Source organism: Ramlibacter sp. P4_H7, assembly GCF_056400765.1.
Window position 1 is genome coordinate 49,512 of the sequence record NZ_JBFUKP010000001.1, and the last position, 18,009, is coordinate 67,520.

The window sequence follows — 18,009 nt, forward strand, 5'->3', positions numbered from 1 at the left end:
GCTGGCGAAGCCCCGGATGATAGGGGTTTTACCGAGGGCAGCCCTCTCCCGATGGGCGGCCCTGTCGTCGGCTGTGGCTTTAACGCGGCAGGTCGCTGAATCCCATCAGGAATTCATCGACGGCACGGGCCGCCTGCCGGCCTTCCCGGATCGCCCAGACCACCAGCGACTGGCCGCGCCGCATGTCGCCGGCGGCGAACACCTTGGGGACATTGGTCGCATAGCCGCCGTTGAAATCGGTCGTGGCCTTCGCGTTGCCGCGGCCATCCTTCTCCACGCCGAAGCCGTCGAGGATGGTCTGCACGGGGTTCACGAAGCCCATCGCCAGCAGCACGAGATCGGCCTTGAATTCCTTTTCGGTCCCCGGGATCTCGACGAACTTGCCGTCCTTGAGTTCCACGTTCACCGTCTTCAGGCCGGTCACCTTGCCCTTGTCGCCCAGGAATTCCTTGGTGGCGACGGCGAACTCGCGCTCGCAGCCCTCTTCGTGCGAGGACGATGTCCGCAGCTTGTACGGCCAGTAGGGCCAGGTCAGCGCCTTGTTCTCCTCCTCGGGCGGCATCGGCATGAGCTCGAACTGCAGCACGCTCCTGGCGCCGTGGCGGTTGCTGGTGCCGACGCAGTCGCTGCCGGTGTCGCCGCCGCCGATCACGATGACGTGCTTGCCGTCGGCGCGGATCTGCCCCTTCACCTTGTCGCCCGCGTTCACCTTGTTCTGCTGCGGCAGGAACTCCATGGCGAAGTGGATGCCATCGAGGTCGCGGCCGGGAACCGGCAGGTCGCGCGACTGCTCGGCGCCGCCGGTGAGCACCACCGCGTCGAAGTCCTTCTGCAGCTGCTGCGGGGAGACGGTCTCCTTGGCCCAGTTGGCGACCTTGGAGCCCTTGGGCAGTTCGCCCACCATCACACCGGTGCGGAAGCTCACGCCCTCGGCCTTCATCTGCTCGACACGACGGTCGATGTGGTGCTTCTCCATCTTGAAGTCGGGGATGCCGTAGCGCAGCAGGCCGCCGATGCGATCGTTCTTCTCGAACAGCGTCACGTCGTGGCCGGCGCGCGCGAGCTGCTGCGCGGCCGCCATGCCGGCCGGGCCGGACCCCACCACGGCGACCTTCTTGCCCGTCCTGATGCGCGGCACCTGCGGCTGCACCCAGCCATGCTCCCAGGCGCGGTCGATGATCGCGTGTTCCAGCGACTTGATGCCCACCGGGTCGTCGTTGTAGTTGAGCGTGCACGCCGCCTCGCACGGAGCGGGGCAGATGCGGCCGGTGAACTCCGGGAAGTTGTTGGTCGAGTCCAGCACCGTCCAGGCGTTGCGCCAATCCTGCTGGTAAACCAGGTCGTTGAAGTCCGGAATGACGTTGTTGACGGGGCAGCCCGAGTTGCAGAAGGGCGTGCCGCAATCCATGCAGCGTGCGGCTTGCACCTTCGCCTGCTTGTCATCGAGGCCGACGACGAATTCCTTGTAGTGCTTCACGCGCTCGGGGATGGGCTTGTAGCCCTCCTCGACGCGCTCGAATTCCATGAAGCCGGTGACTTTTCCCATGGTCGTTTCTTCCTCGTCCTCTTACTTGGCCGGCGCCGGCTCGCGCTGCAGCGCGGCGTGCGCATCGTTGCCCACGCTGGCCAGTTCCACCTCGCGCTCGTGCATCTCGGCCAGCGCCCGCTTGTATTCGTTGGGGAATACCTTCACGAACTTCATCCGCGACTCGGCCCAGTTGTCCAGCAGTTCGCGGGCGCGGCGGCTGCCGGTCCAGCGGTTGTGGTCTTCCAGCAGTTTCTTCAGCAGCGCCTCGTCCGTCTGGTCGCGGTGCAGCTTGGTGGTGCCGGAGGCGGACTGCTGTTCCGCGGTGCTGCCCACGCGCTCCAACGAGACCATCGCGGTGTTGCAGCGGCTGGCGAACTTGCCGTCCTCGTCGTACACGTAGGCAATGCCGCCGGACATGCCGGCCGCGAAGTTGCGGCCGGTCTTGCCGAGCACGGCCACGGTACCACCGGTCATGTACTCGCAGCCGTGGTCGCCCGTGCCTTCCACGACGGCCGTGGCGCCGGACAGGCGAACGGCGAAGCGCTCGCCGGCGACGCCGCTGAAGAACGCCTCACCCGAGGTCGCACCGTACAGCGCGGTGTTGCCGATGATGATGTTCTTGGTCGCTTCGCCGCGGAAGTCGATGCTGGGGCGCACCACCACCCTGCCGCCGGACAGGCCCTTGCCGGTGTAGTCGTTGGCATCGCCGATCAGGTACAGCGTGATGCCCCTGGCGAGGAACGCGCCAAAGGATTGGCCGCCCGTGCCTTCCAGCTGGATGCGCAGCGTGTCGTCGGGCAATCCTTCCGGGTGCACCTTGGTCAGCGCGCCGGAGAGCATGGCGCCGACCGAACGGTTCACGTTGCGTGCATGTTCCATGAACTGCACCTTCTCGCCGCGCTCGATGGCCGCACGCGACTTCTCGATGAGCACGCGGTCGAGGCTCTTCTCGAGCTTGTGGTCCTGCTCTTCGCAGTGGAAGCGGGGCACGTCGGCCGGCACCTTGGGCTGCGCAAACAGGCGGCTGAAGTCCAGGCCGCGCGCCTTCCAGTGCGACAGGCCTTTCTTCATGTCCAGCAGGTCGGCACGGCCCACCAGTTCGTCGAACTTGCGGATGCCCAGCTGCGCCATGATCTGGCGCACTTCCTCGGCGATGAAGAAGAAGAAGTTCACCACGTGCTCGGGCTTGCCCGCGAACTTCCTGCGCAGCACCGGGTCCTGCGTGGCCACGCCGACCGGGCAGGTGTTCAGGTGGCACTTGCGCATCATGATGCAGCCTTCCACCACCAGCGGCGCGGTGGCGAAGCCGAACTCGTCCGCGCCCAGCAGCGCCCCGATCACGACGTCGCGGCCGGTCTTCATCTGGCCGTCGGCCTGCACGCGGATGCGGCCGCGCAGGCGGTTCAGCACCAGGGTCTGCTGGGTCTCGGCCAGGCCGATCTCCCAGGGAGAGCCGGCATGCTTGATGGAAGACCAGGGCGAGGCGCCCGTGCCGCCGTCATGGCCGGCGATCACCACGTGGTCGGCCTTGCATTTCGCAACGCCCGCGGCGATGGTGCCCACGCCGACTTCGGACACGAGCTTCACGCTGATGGTCGCTTGCGTCGCGACGTTCTTCAGGTCGTGGATCAGCTGGGCCAGGTCCTCGATCGAGTAGATGTCGTGGTGCGGCGGGGGCGAGATCAGCCCCACTCCCGGCACCGAGTAGCGCAACTTGCCGATGTACTTGGACACCTTGCCGCCGGGCAGCTGGCCGCCCTCGCCCGGCTTGGCGCCCTGCGCCATCTTGATCTGGATCTGGTCGGAGGACGCGAGGTACTCCGCCGTCACGCCGAAGCGGCCGGATGCCACCTGCTTGATTCGCGAGCGCAGGGAGTCGCCCTGCTGCAGCGGGATGTCGACTTCGACCACGTCCTTGCCGATGATCTGCGCCATCGTCTGGCCGGTCTGGATCGGGATGCCCTTGAGCTCCTGCCGGTAGCGCGCCGGATCCTCTCCGCCTTCACCGGTATTGCTCTTGCCGCCGATGCGGTTCATGGCGACGGCGAGCGTGGCGTGGGCTTCCGTGGAGATCGAGCCCAGCGACATGGCGCCCGTGGCAAAGCGCTTGACGATGTCCTTGGCGGACTCCACCTCGTCCACCGGGATGGCCTTGGCCGGATCCACCCTGAATTCGAACAGGCCGCGCAGCGTCATGTGACGGCGGCTCTGGTCGTTGATGATCTGGGCGTATTCCTTGTACGTGTTCCAGTTGTTGGCGCGCGATGCGTGCTGCAGCTTGGCGATCGCATCCGGCGTCCACATGTGCTCCTCACCGCGCGTGCGCCAGGCGTATTCGCCGCCGGCGTCCAGCATCGAGGAGAGCACGGGATCGTTGCCGAAGGCCGCCTTGTGCAGGCGAATCGCTTCCTCCGCGATTTCGAACACACCGATGCCCTGGACCCGGCTGGCGGTGCCGGTGAAGTACTTCTCGATCGCGTCGCCGTTGATGCCGATCGCCTCGAACAGCTGGGCGCCGCAATAGGACATGTACGTGGACACGCCCATCTTGGACATGATCTTCGACAGGCCCTTGCCGATCGCCTTGACGTAGTTGTAGATCGCCTTCTCGGCCGACAGGTCGCCCGGCAGGTCGTGGTGGATGGACGCGAGCGTCTCCATCGCCAGGTACGGGTGCACGGCTTCCGCGCCGTAGCCGGCCAGCACGCCGAAGTGATGCACTTCGCGCGCCGACCCGGTCTCGACCACCAGGCCGGCGGTCGTGCGCAGTCCTTCGCGGATCAGGTGCTGGTGCACGGAAGACAGCGCCAGCAGGGCCGGAATCGCCAGCTGCGTCGGCGACACACCGCGGTCGCTGATGATCAGGATGTTGTGGCCGCTGCGCAGCGCATCCACGGCTTCCGCGTTGAGCGAAGCCAGCTTGGCTTCGACGCCTTCGTGGCCCCAGGCCAGCGGGTAGGTGATGTCCAGCGTGTAGCTGCGGAACTTGCCGTGCGTGTGCTTTTCGATTTCGCGCAGCTTCTGCATGTCCGCGAAGTCGAGGATGGGCTGGCTGACTTCCAACCGCATTGGCGGGTTGACCTGGTTGATGTCCAACAGGTTCGGCTTGGGGCCGATGAAGGAGACGAGCGACATCACGATCGCTTCCCGAATCGGGTCGATCGGCGGGTTCGTCACCTGCGCGAACAGCTGCTTGAAGTAGTTGTAGAGCGGCTTGTTCTTGTCCGACAGCACGGCCAGCGGGCTGTCGTTGCCCATCGAGCCGATGCCCTCCTCGCCGGCGGTGGCCATGGGCGCCATCAGGAACTTGATGTCTTCCTGCGTGTAGCCGAAGGCCTGCTGGCGGTCGAGCAGTTCCACCTGCGCCGCGGGCGCGTCGCCCGAAGTCTCGGACAGGTCGTCCAGCTTGATCCGCAGGTTCTCGATCCACTGCTTGTACGGCTTGGCGTTGGCGAGCGAGGACTTCAGTTCCTCATCATCGATCATCCGGCCCTGCTCCAGGTCGATCAGGAACATCTTGCCGGGCTGCAGGCGCCACTTGCGCACGATCTTGTTTTCCGGCACCGGCAGCACGCCGGACTCGGACGCCATGATCACCAGGTCGTCGTCGGTGACGCAGTAGCGCGAGGGGCGCAGGCCGTTGCGGTCCAGCGTGGCGCCGATCTGGCGGCCGTCCGTGAACACGATGGAGGCCGGGCCGTCCCAGGGCTCCAGCATGGACGCGTGGTATTCGTAGAAGGCCTTGCGGCGCTCGTCCATCAGCGTGTGCTGCTCCCACGGCTCGGGGATCATCATCATCACGGCCTGGGCGAGCGGGTAGCCCGCCATCGTCAGCAGTTCGAGGCAGTTGTCGAACGTTGCCGTGTCGGACTGGTCAGCGAAGCTGATGGGGTAGAGCTTCTTCAGGTCGGTGGCCAGCACCGGCGAGGACATCACGCCTTCGCGCGCCTTCATCCAGTTGTAGTTGCCTTTTACCGTGTTGATCTCGCCGTTGTGGGCGACGTAACGGTACGGGTGGGCCAGCGGCCATTCCGGGAAGGTGTTTGTGGAAAACCGCTGGTGCACGAGACCCAGGGCGGACACGCAACGGGCGTCCTGCAGGTCCTTGAAGTACACGCCCACCTGGTCGGCCAGCAGCAGGCCCTTGTAGATGATGGTTCGGCTGGAGAAGCTGGGGACGTAGTATTCCTTGCTGTGCTTCAGGCGCAGGCGCTGGATGGCGGCGCTGGCCGTCTTGCGGATCACGTACAGCTTGCGCTCCAGGGCGTCCTGCACGATCACGTCGGTGCCGCGTCCCACGAACATCTGGCGGATGATCGGCTCCTTGGCGCGCACTGCGGGGGACATGGGCATGTCCCGGTCCACGGGAACGTCGCGCCAGCCCAGCAGCACCTGGCCCTCGGCCTTGATGGCGCGCTCCAGTTCCTGCTCGCAGGCGAGGCGCGAAGCGTGTTCCTTGGGCAGGAAGATCATGCCGACGCCATATTCGCCTGGCGGCGGCAGTTCGACGCCCTGGGCGGCCATTTCCTCGCGGTACAAGGCATCCGGCAGTTGCACCAGGATGCCGGCGCCGTCGCCCATCAGCTTGTCGGCCCCGACCGCGCCACGGTGGTCGAGGTTTTCCAGGATCTTCAATGCCTGGCGGACGATGTTGTGGCTCTTCTCCCCCTTGATATGGGCGACGAAGCCGACGCCGCAGGCGTCGTGTTCGTTCGCGCCCGTGTAGAGGCCGTGTTCTTGCAAATGGGCGATTTCGGCAGCCGTCGTCATGGCGCGCACTCCGGGAATTCAGGGGAAACCCGAGGATAGTGCAGTGCAGCACTGCTGCCAAGCAGAATAATTAGGGTCAGAACCTGATTTTATTCAGCGAGCAGATCTCATATCTTTAATTGGGGACAGATAATTTTCTCGGCCGCCCTGCTTTGGCGCGCGCGACCCTTCGCTCCGTCCTGCGTTGAAGCTCTGCAACATAATCCGCATCCCCCAGCGCCCAGCCCCGCAAGGCGGAGTCTGTGAGTGCATGCTTCTCTTTTTCGCCAACGCCTGCATGCACCAAGGCCACGTACGCCTCGTCCCTGGCAAACGGGGTGTTGCCCAACTGCCAGTACAGCGGATGCGGCGTGATCAGCTTGTCGATCTGCCGACCCGTGTAATGCGCGTAGCTCGACCACCGGTAGTCCCCCGGCTCGGAGACCTTTCCGGATCGCACCGGGTTGAGGTCCATGTAAACCATGCAGGGAAAAAGGTATCGATCGGGCTGGATCAAGGTGGACCGGTAACGACCTTCCCAGAGAGTCCCCGTCCGGCCATGGCGAAGGTTGAAGTTGCGCACGTAGCGGCGCCCCACCGACTGCATCAACTGGGGAATGCCATCGTCCGATTCGGGCGTTGCGAGCAGGTGGAAGTGGTTGTCCATCAGCACGTAGGCGTGGACGGCCACCCGCTGCTGGCGCGCATGTTCGTCGATCAAGCCCAGCAACAGTTCGTCGTCAGCGGCATCGACGAAAATGGATTCGCGGTTGTTGCCGCGCTGGATGATGTGGTGAAGATGGCCGGAAAGTGTCAGGCGGGGGAGGCGTGCCATCGGTTCATGATAGGGCGAACCTGACCCCGATTGCCGTGGCGTTCGTGGCGCCTGCGGCGACTAGGCTTCGCCGTCCTTCGCGGGCAAGCCAGGAAAACGGCGCACTTCCAGTTCGCCGATCCCGAACTCCGCCAGGATCGCACGCAGCCGCTCGCCGGCGCTGCGCTTTCGCTGTCCGGTCCAGCGCGCGAGGATCAGCTCGTTCTTCATCGAGTGCTCCCATCCGACCAGTTCCGTCACGGTGACCTGGTATCCCATCGCCTCCAGGTACAGGCAGCGCAGCACGTTGGTGACCTGGCTGCCGATCTCGCGTGTGTGCAGGGGATGGCGCCACAGCTCGGAAAGGGGCGTCCGGGAAAGTGCGAAAGCCTTGTGTTCCCGCAGCGAACTGGCGACCTCGGCCTGGCAACAGGGCACCAGGACCATGAATTGCGCCTGCTTCTTCAGCCCGAAGGCGATCGCATCATCGGTCGCCGTGTCACAGGCATGCAGCGCCGTCACCACGTCGATCTTCTGCGGCAACTGCGCAGCATCCGCGGCATCGGCCGCACTCAGGTGCAGGAAGGACATGCGCTCGAAGCCCAGGCGACGTGCCAGATCCCGCGACTTCTCCACGAGTTCGGCGCGTGTCTCGATGCCGTAGATGTGCCCGATGCCGCGCGGCTTGAAGAACAGGTCGTACAGGATGAAACCGAGGTAGGACTTGCCTGCTCCGTGATCGGCCAGCGTGGGACGGCCGCCTTCAGACGGCAGCTCCAGCAGCAGCTTCTCGATGAACTGGTACAGGTGGTGGACCTGTTTCAGCTTGCGCCGCGAGTCCTGGTTGATGCGACCGTCGCGAGTGACCACGTGCAGTTCCTGCAGCAGCTCCACCGACTGGCCGGGCGGCAAGCCCAGTTCCTCGCGGACGTCCTTCTTCATGGCGTGGCTCCCACGCCCAGCGCATCCCAGCCTTCGCGGCCCAGGCGGCGCAACGCCTCCATGTTGGCTTCGTAGATCGCGGCGGCGTCCGGAAACGCCGCCACCGCGCGATCGATGCTCTGCTCGCGCAGCAGGTGCAGAGTGGGATACGGAGCGCGGTTCGTGCAATTCGTGATGTCGTCGTCGTCGGCCCCGGCGAAAACGAACTGAGGATGGAAATGCGCCACCTGGATCACGCCTTCCATTCCACGCTTGCGCACCATGCGCTCGGCGCGGCTGGCGAGGTCGAGGAAGGCCAGGAAGTCGTGCATGCCGTTCGGGATGACCAACAGCGTCGTATCGCGGGAGACCGCATCGGTGGCAACCAGCGCATCGAGCTCACGCTCGAACGCTTCCAGTGCCCCACGGGCATCGTCAGCATCCGTGACGGCGAAATGCACCTGATGCTTCACCATCACCGATTTCGCGAAGGGACACAGGTTCAGCCCGACCACCGCGCGCTCCAGCCAGCGGCGCGTGTCGGCCAGCGCAATGTGATCGGTAGGCATCTCGGTCGTGAATTTTACGGGGCACTGCGGACGCGCGCAGACGCGCTGGAAGCATGTCCCGCGAGAAAGCGGGCGATCCCCGCCGCCACCGCCATGCCTGCCACGGCGAAACTGCCCGTGACCCACCAAGTGACATGCCAGCCGCCCGCACGCGCGGCGGCCCACGCCGCCACGGGGGGGCCCACGAACTGGCCGAAGGCGGACCATTGCTGCATCCAGCCGACCGTCGTGGAAACCGTGCTTTCGTCGGGTGCGACACGAACCGCGAGCGAGAAGAGCGTGCCGGGAATCAAGCCCCCTACCGCGGAGAAAAGGAGGACCCCCGCATAACGCAGCAAGGCTGCTGCGGGTCCGGAATCCAACCATGGTGCAAACGCCGCGAATGCCCCGACCGCCATGGCCAGGTAGCCGCACTGGAGAAGGACCGACGCGGGTGTTCCGCGCTGAAGCAGGCGGCCTGACGCGATGTTCCCCACCATGTTGACGGCTGCCGCCAAGGCGGTCGCAACCGCCGCATAGGAAGCGGGCAGCCCAGATTGCGCGTAGATGGTGGGCAGGAACCCGATCACCGCAAGCCATTGCGCCGAATAGGTTGCGAACGCCACCGACGCGAGCCACGGACCGCCCGCGCGCAAGGTGCGGGCAATCCTCGTCCATGCTCCAAATGCACCGGCGGCGACTCGGTGGTCGACTTGCGAGGGAACCGCTCGCCATGTCCACAATGCCATCAGTAGCGACAGGACGCCTAGCATCCACCACCACGCCGGCCACCCGCTCACGGCAATGAACGCAGGTCCGGCAAGCAAGGCGAGCGCGGTCCCGAACGGCATGTAGGCCCCCCAGAGACCGAGCGCCGTGCTGAGGCGGGAAGGGTCCACCAGCCGCCTGATCAACCCGGGCGCGGGCAATGAGGCAAGCAGGAAGCCCAGCCCCTCGACCGCGCGCAAGGTCAGCAATGCTTCCGCCGTCGCAACGGTGCCGCCGACGAAGCTCGCCATGGAAAGGATGACCAGACCGAGGACCATCGTGCGCCGGGCCCCCAGAGAGTCGGCCGCAGCGCCGACAGCGAGGCCCAAGGTCATGCCCGCCAGTTGCACCAGGGACAGCAGAAATCCCGCTTGGACGAGCGAGATATTCAACGCGTCGCGGAGCACCGGCAAGGCCGGCGGCAGCTTGCCGATGTGCAGGGCCGCGCTGATCCCCGCCAGGATGACGACCAGCGCGGGATCGAACGTCTTCACGGCGTTCCCGTGAGGAGAACGCGTCCAGTGAGACGCTCGTGCTCTCGCAGTGCATACCGATCGGTCATGCCCGCGATGTAGTCTGCGACGGCGCGCTCCGTATCGGATCGCGCCGCGAAGCCGGCTTGCATCTCCTTGGGGGCAGCGAGGTAGCACGCGAACAGTTCATGCACGGCTTCTTGTGCCTGGCTGGTGGTCTCCATCACTCGGGCGTGCCGGTACAGGTTGCGGAAAAGAAAGGACTTGAGCTCTGTCGCCTTGATGCGCTCAGCGTCCGTGAAGCTCACGAGCGAAGGCGCCTTGCGCGCGTCGTCTTCATGCTCCGGCCGTTCGGCATCGATGCGGCTACGCGTCGCCGCAATGGCGTCGTAAACCTGCGCACTGAGCATTCGGCGTATGGCTTCGTACAGCAAACGGCGACCCTGCAGTTGAGGATGCTCACGCATGGCAGCCCTGTGGTGCTCTCCGAACAAGGGAACCTGGGCGACCTGGTCCAGCGTGATCAGCCCGGAGCGCACGCCATCATCGATGTCGTGCGCGTTGTAGGCGATCTCGTCCGCGAGGTTGCACAGTTGCGCCTCGAGACTCGGTTGCGTCCGGTCGAGAAAGCGGCGGCCGACGCCCCCCGGCTCCTGCTCTTCCAGCTTCTGCGCATTCGCACGAGAGCAGTGCTTCAGGATGCCCTCGCGAGTTTCGAAGCAGAGGTTGAGGCCGTCGAAAGCCGGATACCGTTCTTCCAGTGCATCGACGACCCGCAGGCTTTGGAGGTTGTGCTCGAAGCCTCCATGCTGCGCCATGCATTCGTTCAGCGCGTCCTGGCCGGCGTGGCCGAATGGGGTATGTCCCAGGTCGTGCGCCAGGGCGATGGCCTCCACCAGGTCCTCGTTGAGGCCCAGTGGGCGGGCAATCGATCGGGCGAGTTGTGCAACTTCGATCGAATGCGTAAGACGGGTACGAAACAGGTCGCCCTCGTGGTTGAGGAAGACCTGTGTCTTGTAAACAAGGCGCCGGAACGCGGTCGAGTGAACAATTCGGTCGCGATCCCGCTGAAAGTCCGTTCGCGTCGGGGCTGGCTCTTCCGGATGCCTCCGCCCACGCGAGCGCGCCGGATCACAGGCGTAGGCAGCAAGGGTCATGCGCGCCGTTCAGCGCGTGCAGTCGGCCAGCACCTGCCGAACCATATCGTCGGGGGCGCTCCGTACGACTGCGTGACCGGGGCGGTCGATCACGACGAATCGGATCTCACCCGCCTCCGCCTTTTTGTCCACGCGCATCAGGTCGAGATACCGCTGCGCCCCCAGCGCGGGTCCAACCGTAGGAAGGCCAGCTCGCGAAATGAGACGCGTGACCCGTTCGACGAAGGCTGCATCGACCAGATCGAGGCGGAGTGACAGTTGCAGCGCCATGACCATGCCACAGCCGACCGCCTCGCCATGCAGCCACTCGCCATATCCAAGCCCGGCTTCTATCGTGTGGCCGAAAGTGTGACCGAAGTTGAGGATGGCGCGCAGGCCGGACTCGCGCTCGTCGTGCCCCACCACCGCGGCCTTGATTTCGCAACTCCGCTTGACCGCGTACGCGAGCGCATTGGAATCCCGCTGCAACAGCGATTCGACGTTCGCCTCGATCCAGTCCAGGAACGACATGTCCGCAATGGGTCCGTACTTGATGACTTCCGCGAGGCCCGCACTGAGCTCCCGCGCCGGCAATGTGTTCAGTGTCCCGAGATCGCACACCACGCGTACCGGCTGGTAAAAGGCCCCGATCATGTTCTTGCCGAGCGGATGGTTGATCGCCGTCTTGCCTCCCACCGAGGAGTCCACTTGGGCGAGCAGCGTCGTCGGCACCTGGACAAAGGGGACGCCTCGCATGTAGCTGGCCGCCGCGAATCCGGTCATGTCGCCCACAACGCCGCCTCCCAGTGCAAACAGCACCGTCTTGCGATCGCAGCCATGGGTAAGCAATGCATCGAAGATGCGGTTGAGAGTCTGCCAATCCTTATGCGCCTCGCCATCCGGCAGCACCACTTGAATGACTGAGCGATAGCGTGCAGCGAGTGCCTCTCGCAGCTGAGCCGCGTACAACGGCTCCACCGTCGTATTCGTCACGACGAGCGCCGCAGCCGCAGCCGGCAGGCCCTCCCATGCGGCCGACTGGCCGAGCAGGCCCGCACCGATCTGGATGTCGTAGCTTCGATCCCCCAGCGCGATGCTCACCTGCTGGGTCGTTCCGGAATGCGGGGCCGTCATGCCCCAGAGTTTAAGGGGGCGGCGGCAAGAGCCCCGCGAGCTCCAGCTGCATCACGATCATGTTGACCAGCGTCGGCACCGAGGGCCGCCCTGTCTCGATATGGAAATGGGCGGCCTCTCTATACAGCGGATCGCGTTCCGCGTGCATCGCGCGCAAGCGCGCCAGGGGGTCTGCCACCTGCAGCAGCGGCCGTTGGGTGTCATGCCGCAGACGGCGATAGAGTTCCTCGGGGGAAGCGCGCAGGTAGATGACCCTGCCCCCGTCGCGCATCGCCCGACGATTGGGTTCGCGCAGGACGGCGCCGCCTCCCGTGGCGATCACTGCGGGAGCCCCGCCCGCCAATTCAGCGAGAACCTGCTCTTCGACCTCGCGGAATGCTGCCTCCCCCTCGCGTTCGAAATACTCCCGGATGGTGCAGCCCAGGCGTTGCTCGATCACATGATCGGAATCAAAAAAAGGCAGCCCGAGCCGCCTTGAGAGTTGGCGCCCGACAGTGGACTTCCCACTGCCGGGCATCCCCACGAGAAATAGGATCAAGACATCGCGCTCGCTTCAACGACCGGCACTGGACAGCCGGTCTGACACCATCTTCGGCGTGATGAACACCAGCATTTCCTGCTTGTTGCTGCTGCGCTGGCGGTTCTTGAACAGGTTGCCGGCGATCGGGATGTCTCCCAGCAGGGGGACGCGCGCTTCGTTCTCGGTTTCGGTGAGTTCGAAGATGCCGCCGATCACGACCGTGCCGCCATTTTCTACGAGCACCTGCGTCTTGATGTGCTTGGTGTTGATCGCAATGCCCGCCGCCGTGGTCTCGCCGCGGCTGTCCTTGTTGATGTCGAGGTCCAGGATGATGTTGCCCTCAGGCGTGATCTGGGGGGTCACTTCGAGCTTCAGCGTGGCGCGTCGGAAGGCGACCGAGGTCGCGCCGCTGGACGTCGCCTGCTGATACGGGAACTCCGTGCCTTGCTCGATGAGGGCCTTGGTCTTGTCAGCGGTCACGACGCGCGGGCTTGAAACGAGCTTGCCCTTGCCGTCCGCTTCGAGCGCCGACAATTCCAGCGTAAGGAAGCGGTTGGCCGCGGAATTGAAAAGGGAGATCGCGAAGCTGGACGGTGCAAAGCCTCCTGCCCCTGCCGACGGCAGGTTCACGAAACTGGTGTTGAGCGTATTGAAGTTGGTTGGATTCCGGTCAATCTGCCCCGTCTGTGCAGACACAGCATCGTAGGTGGCCGTGGCCGACCCGCGTTGGCTGCCCACGCTATAGCCGGGCGTCCCGCCGATGGGGTTCGTGTTGCGCAGATCGACGGCGCCAAGGCGAACGCCAAGCGACTTGCCGAAGGTGTCGGAGGCTTCCACGATCCGGGCCTCGATCAGCACCTGCCTCACGGCAATATCCAGGCGACCGATCAACTGCTGCACCTGCTCCAGTTTGGTGGGCACGTCCGTGACGAACAGTTGGTTGGTCCGCGGTTCAGCGATGGCACTGCCGCGGGCGCTCAGGATGCGCGAAGAACCCGTTCCCGTCAGTTGGACGGCGACGTCGGCGGCCTTGGTGTAATTCAATTGGTAGGACTGCGTGCGTAACGGCTCGAGGCTCTGGATGGCCGCGTTCGCTTCGAGTTCCAGCTTTTCCTTCGCCGCGATCTCATCCTTCGGAGCGATCCAAAGCACATTGCCGCTGCGGCGCATGCCCAAGCCCTTGGCCTGCAGGATGATGTCCAGCGCCTGATCCCAGGGAACGTCTTTCAGGCGCAAGGTCACGCCGCCGGTCACCGAGTCGGAAGTGACGATGTTGAAGTTGGTGAAGTCAGCAATCACCTGCAGCAACGAACGCACCTCGATGTTCTGGAAGTTGAGCGACAGCTTCTCACCGCTGTAACCGGGACCCTGGGTGAGCTTCGAAGGATCCTGCTTCTGGGTCCTCACTTCCACCACGAACTGGGTGTCGGATTGGTAGGCGCTGTGCTCCCAGTTGCCACGCGGCTCGATGACCATGCGCACGCGGTCGCCCTGTTGCGAGGTGGTCACCGTCTGGATCGGCGTGCCGAAGTCGGTGACGTCCATGCGCCGGCGGAGCCCCTCAGGCAGGGTGGACTTGAGGAAATCCACCACCAGCGTCTGACCTTGTTGACGGATGTCCACGCCCACCTGGTTGGTCGGCAGGTCCACCACCACGCGACCGGAACCGTCCGGGCCGCGCCGGAAATCCATGTCCCGCAGTGGCTGGGGATCGCGGTTGCGGCTCTCGGCGAAAGCTTGCCCCGTCGATGGGGCCGAGGCCGCTTGCGCGACCGGGTCCAGCGTCACGAGCAGCGCCTTGCCGTCCAAGGCAAGCTTGTAGTTGGTGGGTGTCTTGAGGTTCAGAACCAAGCGAGCCCGGTCGCCCGCCTGCACGACGTTCACGGAGCGCAGGTTACCGACGTTCATCTCCACCGCGTTGCGTCCCATGGAATTGGTCGCACCAGGAACGTCGAGGGCGATGCGTGCCGGCGACTGCGTGACAAAGCCGGTGGGCAAAGCCGCCAGAGGTTCGGTGAACTCGATGCGGACCATTTCCGCCCCGCTCTGCATCGAACCCGCGATGTTTTCGACGGCGGGCGCCGCGTGCGCAAAGCCGGACGCAAACACCGCTGCCGCGGCAAGAAGGGCACCCCAACTCCACTCGTTTCTTTTCATCATTTGGACTTCTCCTGCAGTTGCAGTGTCGCGATTCGCTCGATCCATTCGCCGGCGGCGTCCTGTACCAACTCGCGCAGCACGACTTCGCTCTCTCCCACCTTCGTGATTCGTCCGTAGTTCTGCCCGAGATAGTTGCCCGGCTTCACCTGGTACAAGAGGTTGTCCACCTTGACCAATCCCACCGGGTGGCCTGCCTTCATGAGACTGCCGACCATCGTCATCGCATCGAGCGGGTAGGCCTCCAGCGGCTCCTTCCTGCGATTCAACTCCGGCGCAAGCAGTGCGGCACTGGCGGACCCCGCCTGCTGCGAGTCCCGCTTGAGCGCTTGCGTCAGTTTCTGGGCACTGAATGGCTCGACGGCCGATTCCATGGCGTAGTTCTCGGGCGTGAACTTCTTCGGCTCGGGAATGGGCTGGACTTGCGGCTTGGTGGTGGCGCGTTGTTCGGCCATCCACCTGTTAACCTCGTCCTGTTCCGTCCCGTTGCAAGCGCTCAACGCCGTAGCGGCGACCAAGGCGAGCAGCAGCGTGTGCCTCATTTCTTGCCTCCCTTGCCGGTCGCCTTGCGCTGTGCCGCCACCTCCTCCGGATCCAGATACCGGAAGGTCTTGGCGGTCGAGTCCATCGTCAGGTTGCCGTCCTTGCCCTGGTTGATCTCCAGGTTGTTGAGGGTGACGATGCGCGACAGGTGGGCGATGTCGGACGCGAAAGAGCCGATGTCGTGGTAGCGGCCGGTCACCCGGATGGAGATCGGCAATTCGGCGTAGTACTCCTTGACGCTGATGGAACCCGGCCGGAAGTGATCGAAGGTGAGGCTTCGACCGAGGCCAGCCTGGTTGATGTCGGACAGCAGTGCGTCCATCTCGGCCTTGCTGGGAAGCTGTTTCTCCAGTTGCGTGACGTACTGCTGCACCTGCTCGCGCTGCTTGCGCAGGGCATCCAGGTTGACGGCCTGCGCGAGCTTCTTCTTGTAGTCCACCCGCAGGCCGACTTCCTTCTTTTGTTCCGCTTCGAGTTCGTCGGCAGAGTTCGTCAGCCAGACGAACCACAGCGCCGCAACGATGCCCGCGGCCACCGCGGTGCACAGCACGGCCTTGGGGACGACCGGCCAGGAGGCAGGGTCGTTGGGATTAAGCCCACGGAACTGCGAGGAGATCTTTTCACTCAGCGCAGCCGAGTCCAGGCCTTTGACGTTGGTCGCCATGGTTCAGTACCTTGTTGCGGGGGTCTGGTGGAACGCAGCCATCACTTCTTGCTCGAAGCGGCTGCTGCGGGAGTGACCGCCGCGACGGTGGCGCTCGTCGCCGCTGCCGCCGTCGGAACCAGACCGCTTGCAGCCGCGGAGGCAGCCGAGGCGGCCTTTTGGGCCTCACTGGCACGCAGCAGTTTCACCGTCACCTTGTAGTTGGCGACCCTGCGCTGGTCGTTTTTCGACAAACTGAGGTTTCCAGCGACGATCTCCAGCAATTCGGGACGTGTAAACCAGGGACTGTTGCTGCCCAGGTTGCGCAGCAGTTCCGAGACCCGTTCGTTGGATTGGGCAACGCCCGAGATCGCCACGGTATTGTTCGTCTGCCGCACATTGTTGACGTACACGCCGTCGGGCAGTTGCCTGACCAGCTCGTTCAGCAGGTGCACCGGCATGTTTCGGTCGGCCTGAAGATCTTCCACCGCCTGCTGGCGAGCGCGCAGGGCGGCGATCTCTTCCTGGAGTGTCGCGATGTCCTTGATCTGGCCCTCGAGGCGCTTGATCTCTGTGCTCAGGACCTGGTTGCGTGTCTGCTGGCCGGAAATCTGCGCCGCGAACCAGAGATAGATGCCGCCTGCGATCACGACGCCGGCGACCGCGGATGCGCCCAGGCTTGCATAGAACAGGTCGCGCCGGAATTTGCGAGCCGCTTCGCGGTGCGGCAACAGGTTGATCAGGATCACTGCAGGAACCTCCGCATCGCGAGGCCGCAGGAAGTGAGGTATGAGGGCGCCTCGCGCCGAACCTTCTTTTCGCGGACGTTGTCACCGAACTGCATGCTCTGGAACGGATCCGCCAGGACGCACGAAAACGACGTCTGGGCGGTGATCGCCTCGGTCAAGCCAGGCAGGGCGGCGGAGCCGCCCGCCAGCATGATGTGGTCCACGCGGTTGTGGGGGGTGCTGGTGAAGAAGAACTGCAGTGCCCGAGCGACTTCCTGTGCCATGCTGTCCACGAAGGGACGCAGCACTCCGGCTTCGTAATCGTCCGGCAGTTCACCACTGCGCTTCTTGCTCTCCGCCTCTTCGGAGGAGAACCCGTACTGGCGCACGATGAGTTGGGTGAGTTGGGCGCCGCCAAATGCCTGGTCGCGGTCATACAGGACTTCGTCGTTGCGGATCACCTGCATGCTGGTGGTGGACGCACCCACCTCGAACAGGGCGACCATCTGGTCCTTGCCCTCTGCCGGCAGGTTGCCGATCAGTCGCCCGGCGGCCAAGCGTGAGGCATAGGACTCGACGTCGATGATGACTGGCTTGAGTCCGGCGGCCTCGGCCAATCCCTGTCGGTCCTGCACTTTTTCCTTGCGGGACGCGGCGATCAGCACCTCGACGTCTCCGGAGGACGTCGTGCTGGGCCCGACGACGCAGAAGTCGAGACTCACCTCGTCCAGCGAGAAGGGGATGTACTGGTTGGCCTCGGTTTCCACCTGGATCTCCAGTTCCTGGTCGGACAAACCGCCGGGCAGGATGATCTTCTTGGTGATCACCGCAGAAGCCGGCAAAGCCATGGCGACGTTCCGGGTACGGGTGCCGCTCTTCTTGACGACGCGGCGCATCGCTTCCGCCACCTCGTCGAATTTCTCGACGTTGCCGTCGGTGATCCAGCCGCGTTCGAGGGGCTCGATGGCGCAGCGCTCGAGCACATAGCCGCCGTTTTTTGCGAGTCCCAGTTCGACCAGCTTGACGCTGGAAGAGCTGATATCCAGTCCCAGCAATGGGGCCGACTGGCGGCCAAGCAGAGAGCCGATTGTGATCAAACCCGTCTCCTACGACGCCCGGTGTCAAGGCGTAACAAACTTAAGATTCCACTTGAATGCTAGCAGTAACATCCTTGTCGCCAAAGGAAATTCCGGCTCGCGCGACTGGCTGGCGTTGTCAAAAGCCGACGAGCATTGCTGCGATACTCCGGCCCCTTAAGGGACGCGTCAAAGCGCGTCCCGACACCCGGTGTGGAACCACCGCATGACCGGCCTTTACAGGCCCATGCATTTCTATAATGGGCGCTCC

14 protein-coding genes are annotated in these 18,009 nt (G+C 64.5%); all 14 read right to left on the reverse strand.

All coding sequences use genetic code 11. The features are described 5' to 3' along the window. Nucleotides 1-79: 79 nt before the first annotated feature. The 14 genes from AC1DSA_RS00290 to AC1DSA_RS00355 all read right to left on the reverse strand — a co-directional run bounded on the left by AC1DSA_RS00290 (nucleotide 80) and on the right by AC1DSA_RS00355 (nucleotide 17,759). Nucleotides 80-1,546: a glutamate synthase subunit beta gene (locus tag AC1DSA_RS00290; RefSeq protein WP_477884875.1), complete on the reverse strand. Its 1,467-nt coding sequence runs from the start codon at nucleotides 1,544-1,546 to the stop codon at nucleotides 80-82. A 21-nt stretch (nucleotides 1,547-1,567) separates the two neighbouring features. Then, nucleotides 1,568-6,298 carry a glutamate synthase-related protein gene (locus tag AC1DSA_RS00295; RefSeq protein ID WP_477884877.1) on the reverse strand — a complete coding sequence of 1,577 codons (4,731 nt, stop codon included), beginning with the start codon at nucleotides 6,296-6,298 and terminating at the stop codon, nucleotides 1,568-1,570. Between the two features lie 115 nt (nucleotides 6,299-6,413). Then, a complete protein-coding gene (locus AC1DSA_RS00300) occupies nucleotides 6,414-7,112 on the reverse strand; it encodes a transposase (RefSeq protein ID WP_477884879.1) in 699 nt (232 codons plus the stop codon). A 60-nt stretch (nucleotides 7,113-7,172) separates the two neighbouring features. Beyond that, on the reverse strand, nucleotides 7,173-8,033 hold the full coding sequence (locus tag AC1DSA_RS00305; RefSeq protein WP_477884881.1) for a class I SAM-dependent methyltransferase: 861 nt from the start codon (nucleotides 8,031-8,033) through the stop codon (nucleotides 7,173-7,175). Continuing rightward, nucleotides 8,030-8,581, reverse strand: coding sequence for a DUF1415 domain-containing protein (locus tag AC1DSA_RS00310; RefSeq protein ID WP_477884883.1), 552 nt, complete (start codon nucleotides 8,579-8,581; stop codon nucleotides 8,030-8,032). The genes AC1DSA_RS00305 and AC1DSA_RS00310 overlap by 4 nt, the downstream gene beginning before the upstream one ends. Nucleotides 8,582-8,595: 14 nt before the next feature. Beyond that, entirely contained in the window at nucleotides 8,596-9,822 is a 1,227-nt protein-coding gene (locus AC1DSA_RS00315) for an MFS transporter (protein ID WP_477884885.1), read from the reverse strand. Next, the gene (locus AC1DSA_RS00320) at nucleotides 9,819-10,958 is read right to left on the reverse strand and encodes a deoxyguanosinetriphosphate triphosphohydrolase (protein WP_477884887.1); all 1,140 of its coding nucleotides are present in this window, start codon (nucleotides 10,956-10,958) and stop codon (nucleotides 9,819-9,821) included. The genes AC1DSA_RS00315 and AC1DSA_RS00320 overlap by 4 nt, the downstream gene beginning before the upstream one ends. Nucleotides 10,959-10,967: 9 nt before the next feature. Then, complete coding sequence (gene aroB / locus AC1DSA_RS00325; RefSeq protein WP_477884889.1) at nucleotides 10,968-12,071, reverse strand: 3-dehydroquinate synthase; 1,104 nt, start codon at nucleotides 12,069-12,071, stop codon at nucleotides 10,968-10,970. Between the two features lie 10 nt (nucleotides 12,072-12,081). Beyond that, the gene (locus AC1DSA_RS00330; protein WP_477884891.1) at nucleotides 12,082-12,609 is read right to left on the reverse strand and encodes a shikimate kinase; all 528 of its coding nucleotides are present in this window, start codon (nucleotides 12,607-12,609) and stop codon (nucleotides 12,082-12,084) included. Nucleotides 12,610-12,624: 15 nt separating this feature from the next. Next, nucleotides 12,625-14,748 carry a type IV pilus secretin PilQ gene (locus AC1DSA_RS00335; protein ID WP_477885934.1) on the reverse strand — a complete coding sequence of 708 codons (2,124 nt, stop codon included), beginning with the start codon at nucleotides 14,746-14,748 and terminating at the stop codon, nucleotides 12,625-12,627. Beyond that, nucleotides 14,748-15,290, reverse strand: a complete 543-nt coding sequence (locus AC1DSA_RS00340) for a pilus assembly protein PilP (RefSeq protein WP_477884893.1) — start codon at nucleotides 15,288-15,290, stop codon at nucleotides 14,748-14,750. Before AC1DSA_RS00340 ends, AC1DSA_RS00335 begins: the two co-directional genes overlap by 1 nt. After that, complete coding sequence (locus AC1DSA_RS00345; RefSeq protein ID WP_477884895.1) at nucleotides 15,287-15,955, reverse strand: type IV pilus inner membrane component PilO; 669 nt, start codon at nucleotides 15,953-15,955, stop codon at nucleotides 15,287-15,289. Before AC1DSA_RS00345 ends, AC1DSA_RS00340 begins: the two co-directional genes overlap by 4 nt. Before the next feature lie 41 nt (nucleotides 15,956-15,996). After that, nucleotides 15,997-16,683, reverse strand: coding sequence for a PilN domain-containing protein (locus AC1DSA_RS00350; RefSeq protein ID WP_477884897.1), 687 nt, complete (start codon nucleotides 16,681-16,683; stop codon nucleotides 15,997-15,999). Then, a complete protein-coding gene (locus AC1DSA_RS00355; RefSeq protein ID WP_477884899.1) occupies nucleotides 16,680-17,759 on the reverse strand; it encodes a pilus assembly protein PilM in 1,080 nt (359 codons plus the stop codon). The genes AC1DSA_RS00350 and AC1DSA_RS00355 overlap by 4 nt, the downstream gene beginning before the upstream one ends. Nucleotides 17,760-18,009 lie beyond the last annotated feature (250 nt).

Bases quoted from the DNA above. Each gene is read 5' to 3' on its own strand.
- AC1DSA_RS00290 (WP_477884875.1), bottom strand. From the start codon at position 1,546: ATGGGAAAAGTCACCGGCTTCATGGAATTCGAGCGCGTCGAGGAGGGC.
- AC1DSA_RS00295 (WP_477884877.1), bottom strand. From the start codon at position 6,298: ATGACGACGGCTGCCGAAATCGCCCATTTGCAAGAACACGGCCTCTAC.
- AC1DSA_RS00300 (WP_477884879.1), bottom strand. From the start codon at position 7,112: ATGGCACGCCTCCCCCGCCTGACACTTTCCGGCCATCTTCACCACATC.
- AC1DSA_RS00305 (WP_477884881.1), bottom strand. From the start codon at position 8,033: ATGAAGAAGGACGTCCGCGAGGAACTGGGCTTGCCGCCCGGCCAGTCG.
- AC1DSA_RS00310 (WP_477884883.1), bottom strand. From the start codon at position 8,581: ATGCCTACCGATCACATTGCGCTGGCCGACACGCGCCGCTGGCTGGAG.
- AC1DSA_RS00320 (WP_477884887.1), bottom strand. From the start codon at position 10,958: ATGACCCTTGCTGCCTACGCCTGTGATCCGGCGCGCTCGCGTGGGCGG.
- aroB (WP_477884889.1), bottom strand. From the start codon at position 12,071: ATGACGGCCCCGCATTCCGGAACGACCCAGCAGGTGAGCATCGCGCTG.
- AC1DSA_RS00335 (WP_477885934.1), bottom strand. From the start codon at position 14,748: ATGAAAAGAAACGAGTGGAGTTGGGGTGCCCTTCTTGCCGCGGCAGCG.
- AC1DSA_RS00340 (WP_477884893.1), bottom strand. From the start codon at position 15,290: ATGAGGCACACGCTGCTGCTCGCCTTGGTCGCCGCTACGGCGTTGAGC.
- AC1DSA_RS00345 (WP_477884895.1), bottom strand. From the start codon at position 15,955: ATGGCGACCAACGTCAAAGGCCTGGACTCGGCTGCGCTGAGTGAAAAG.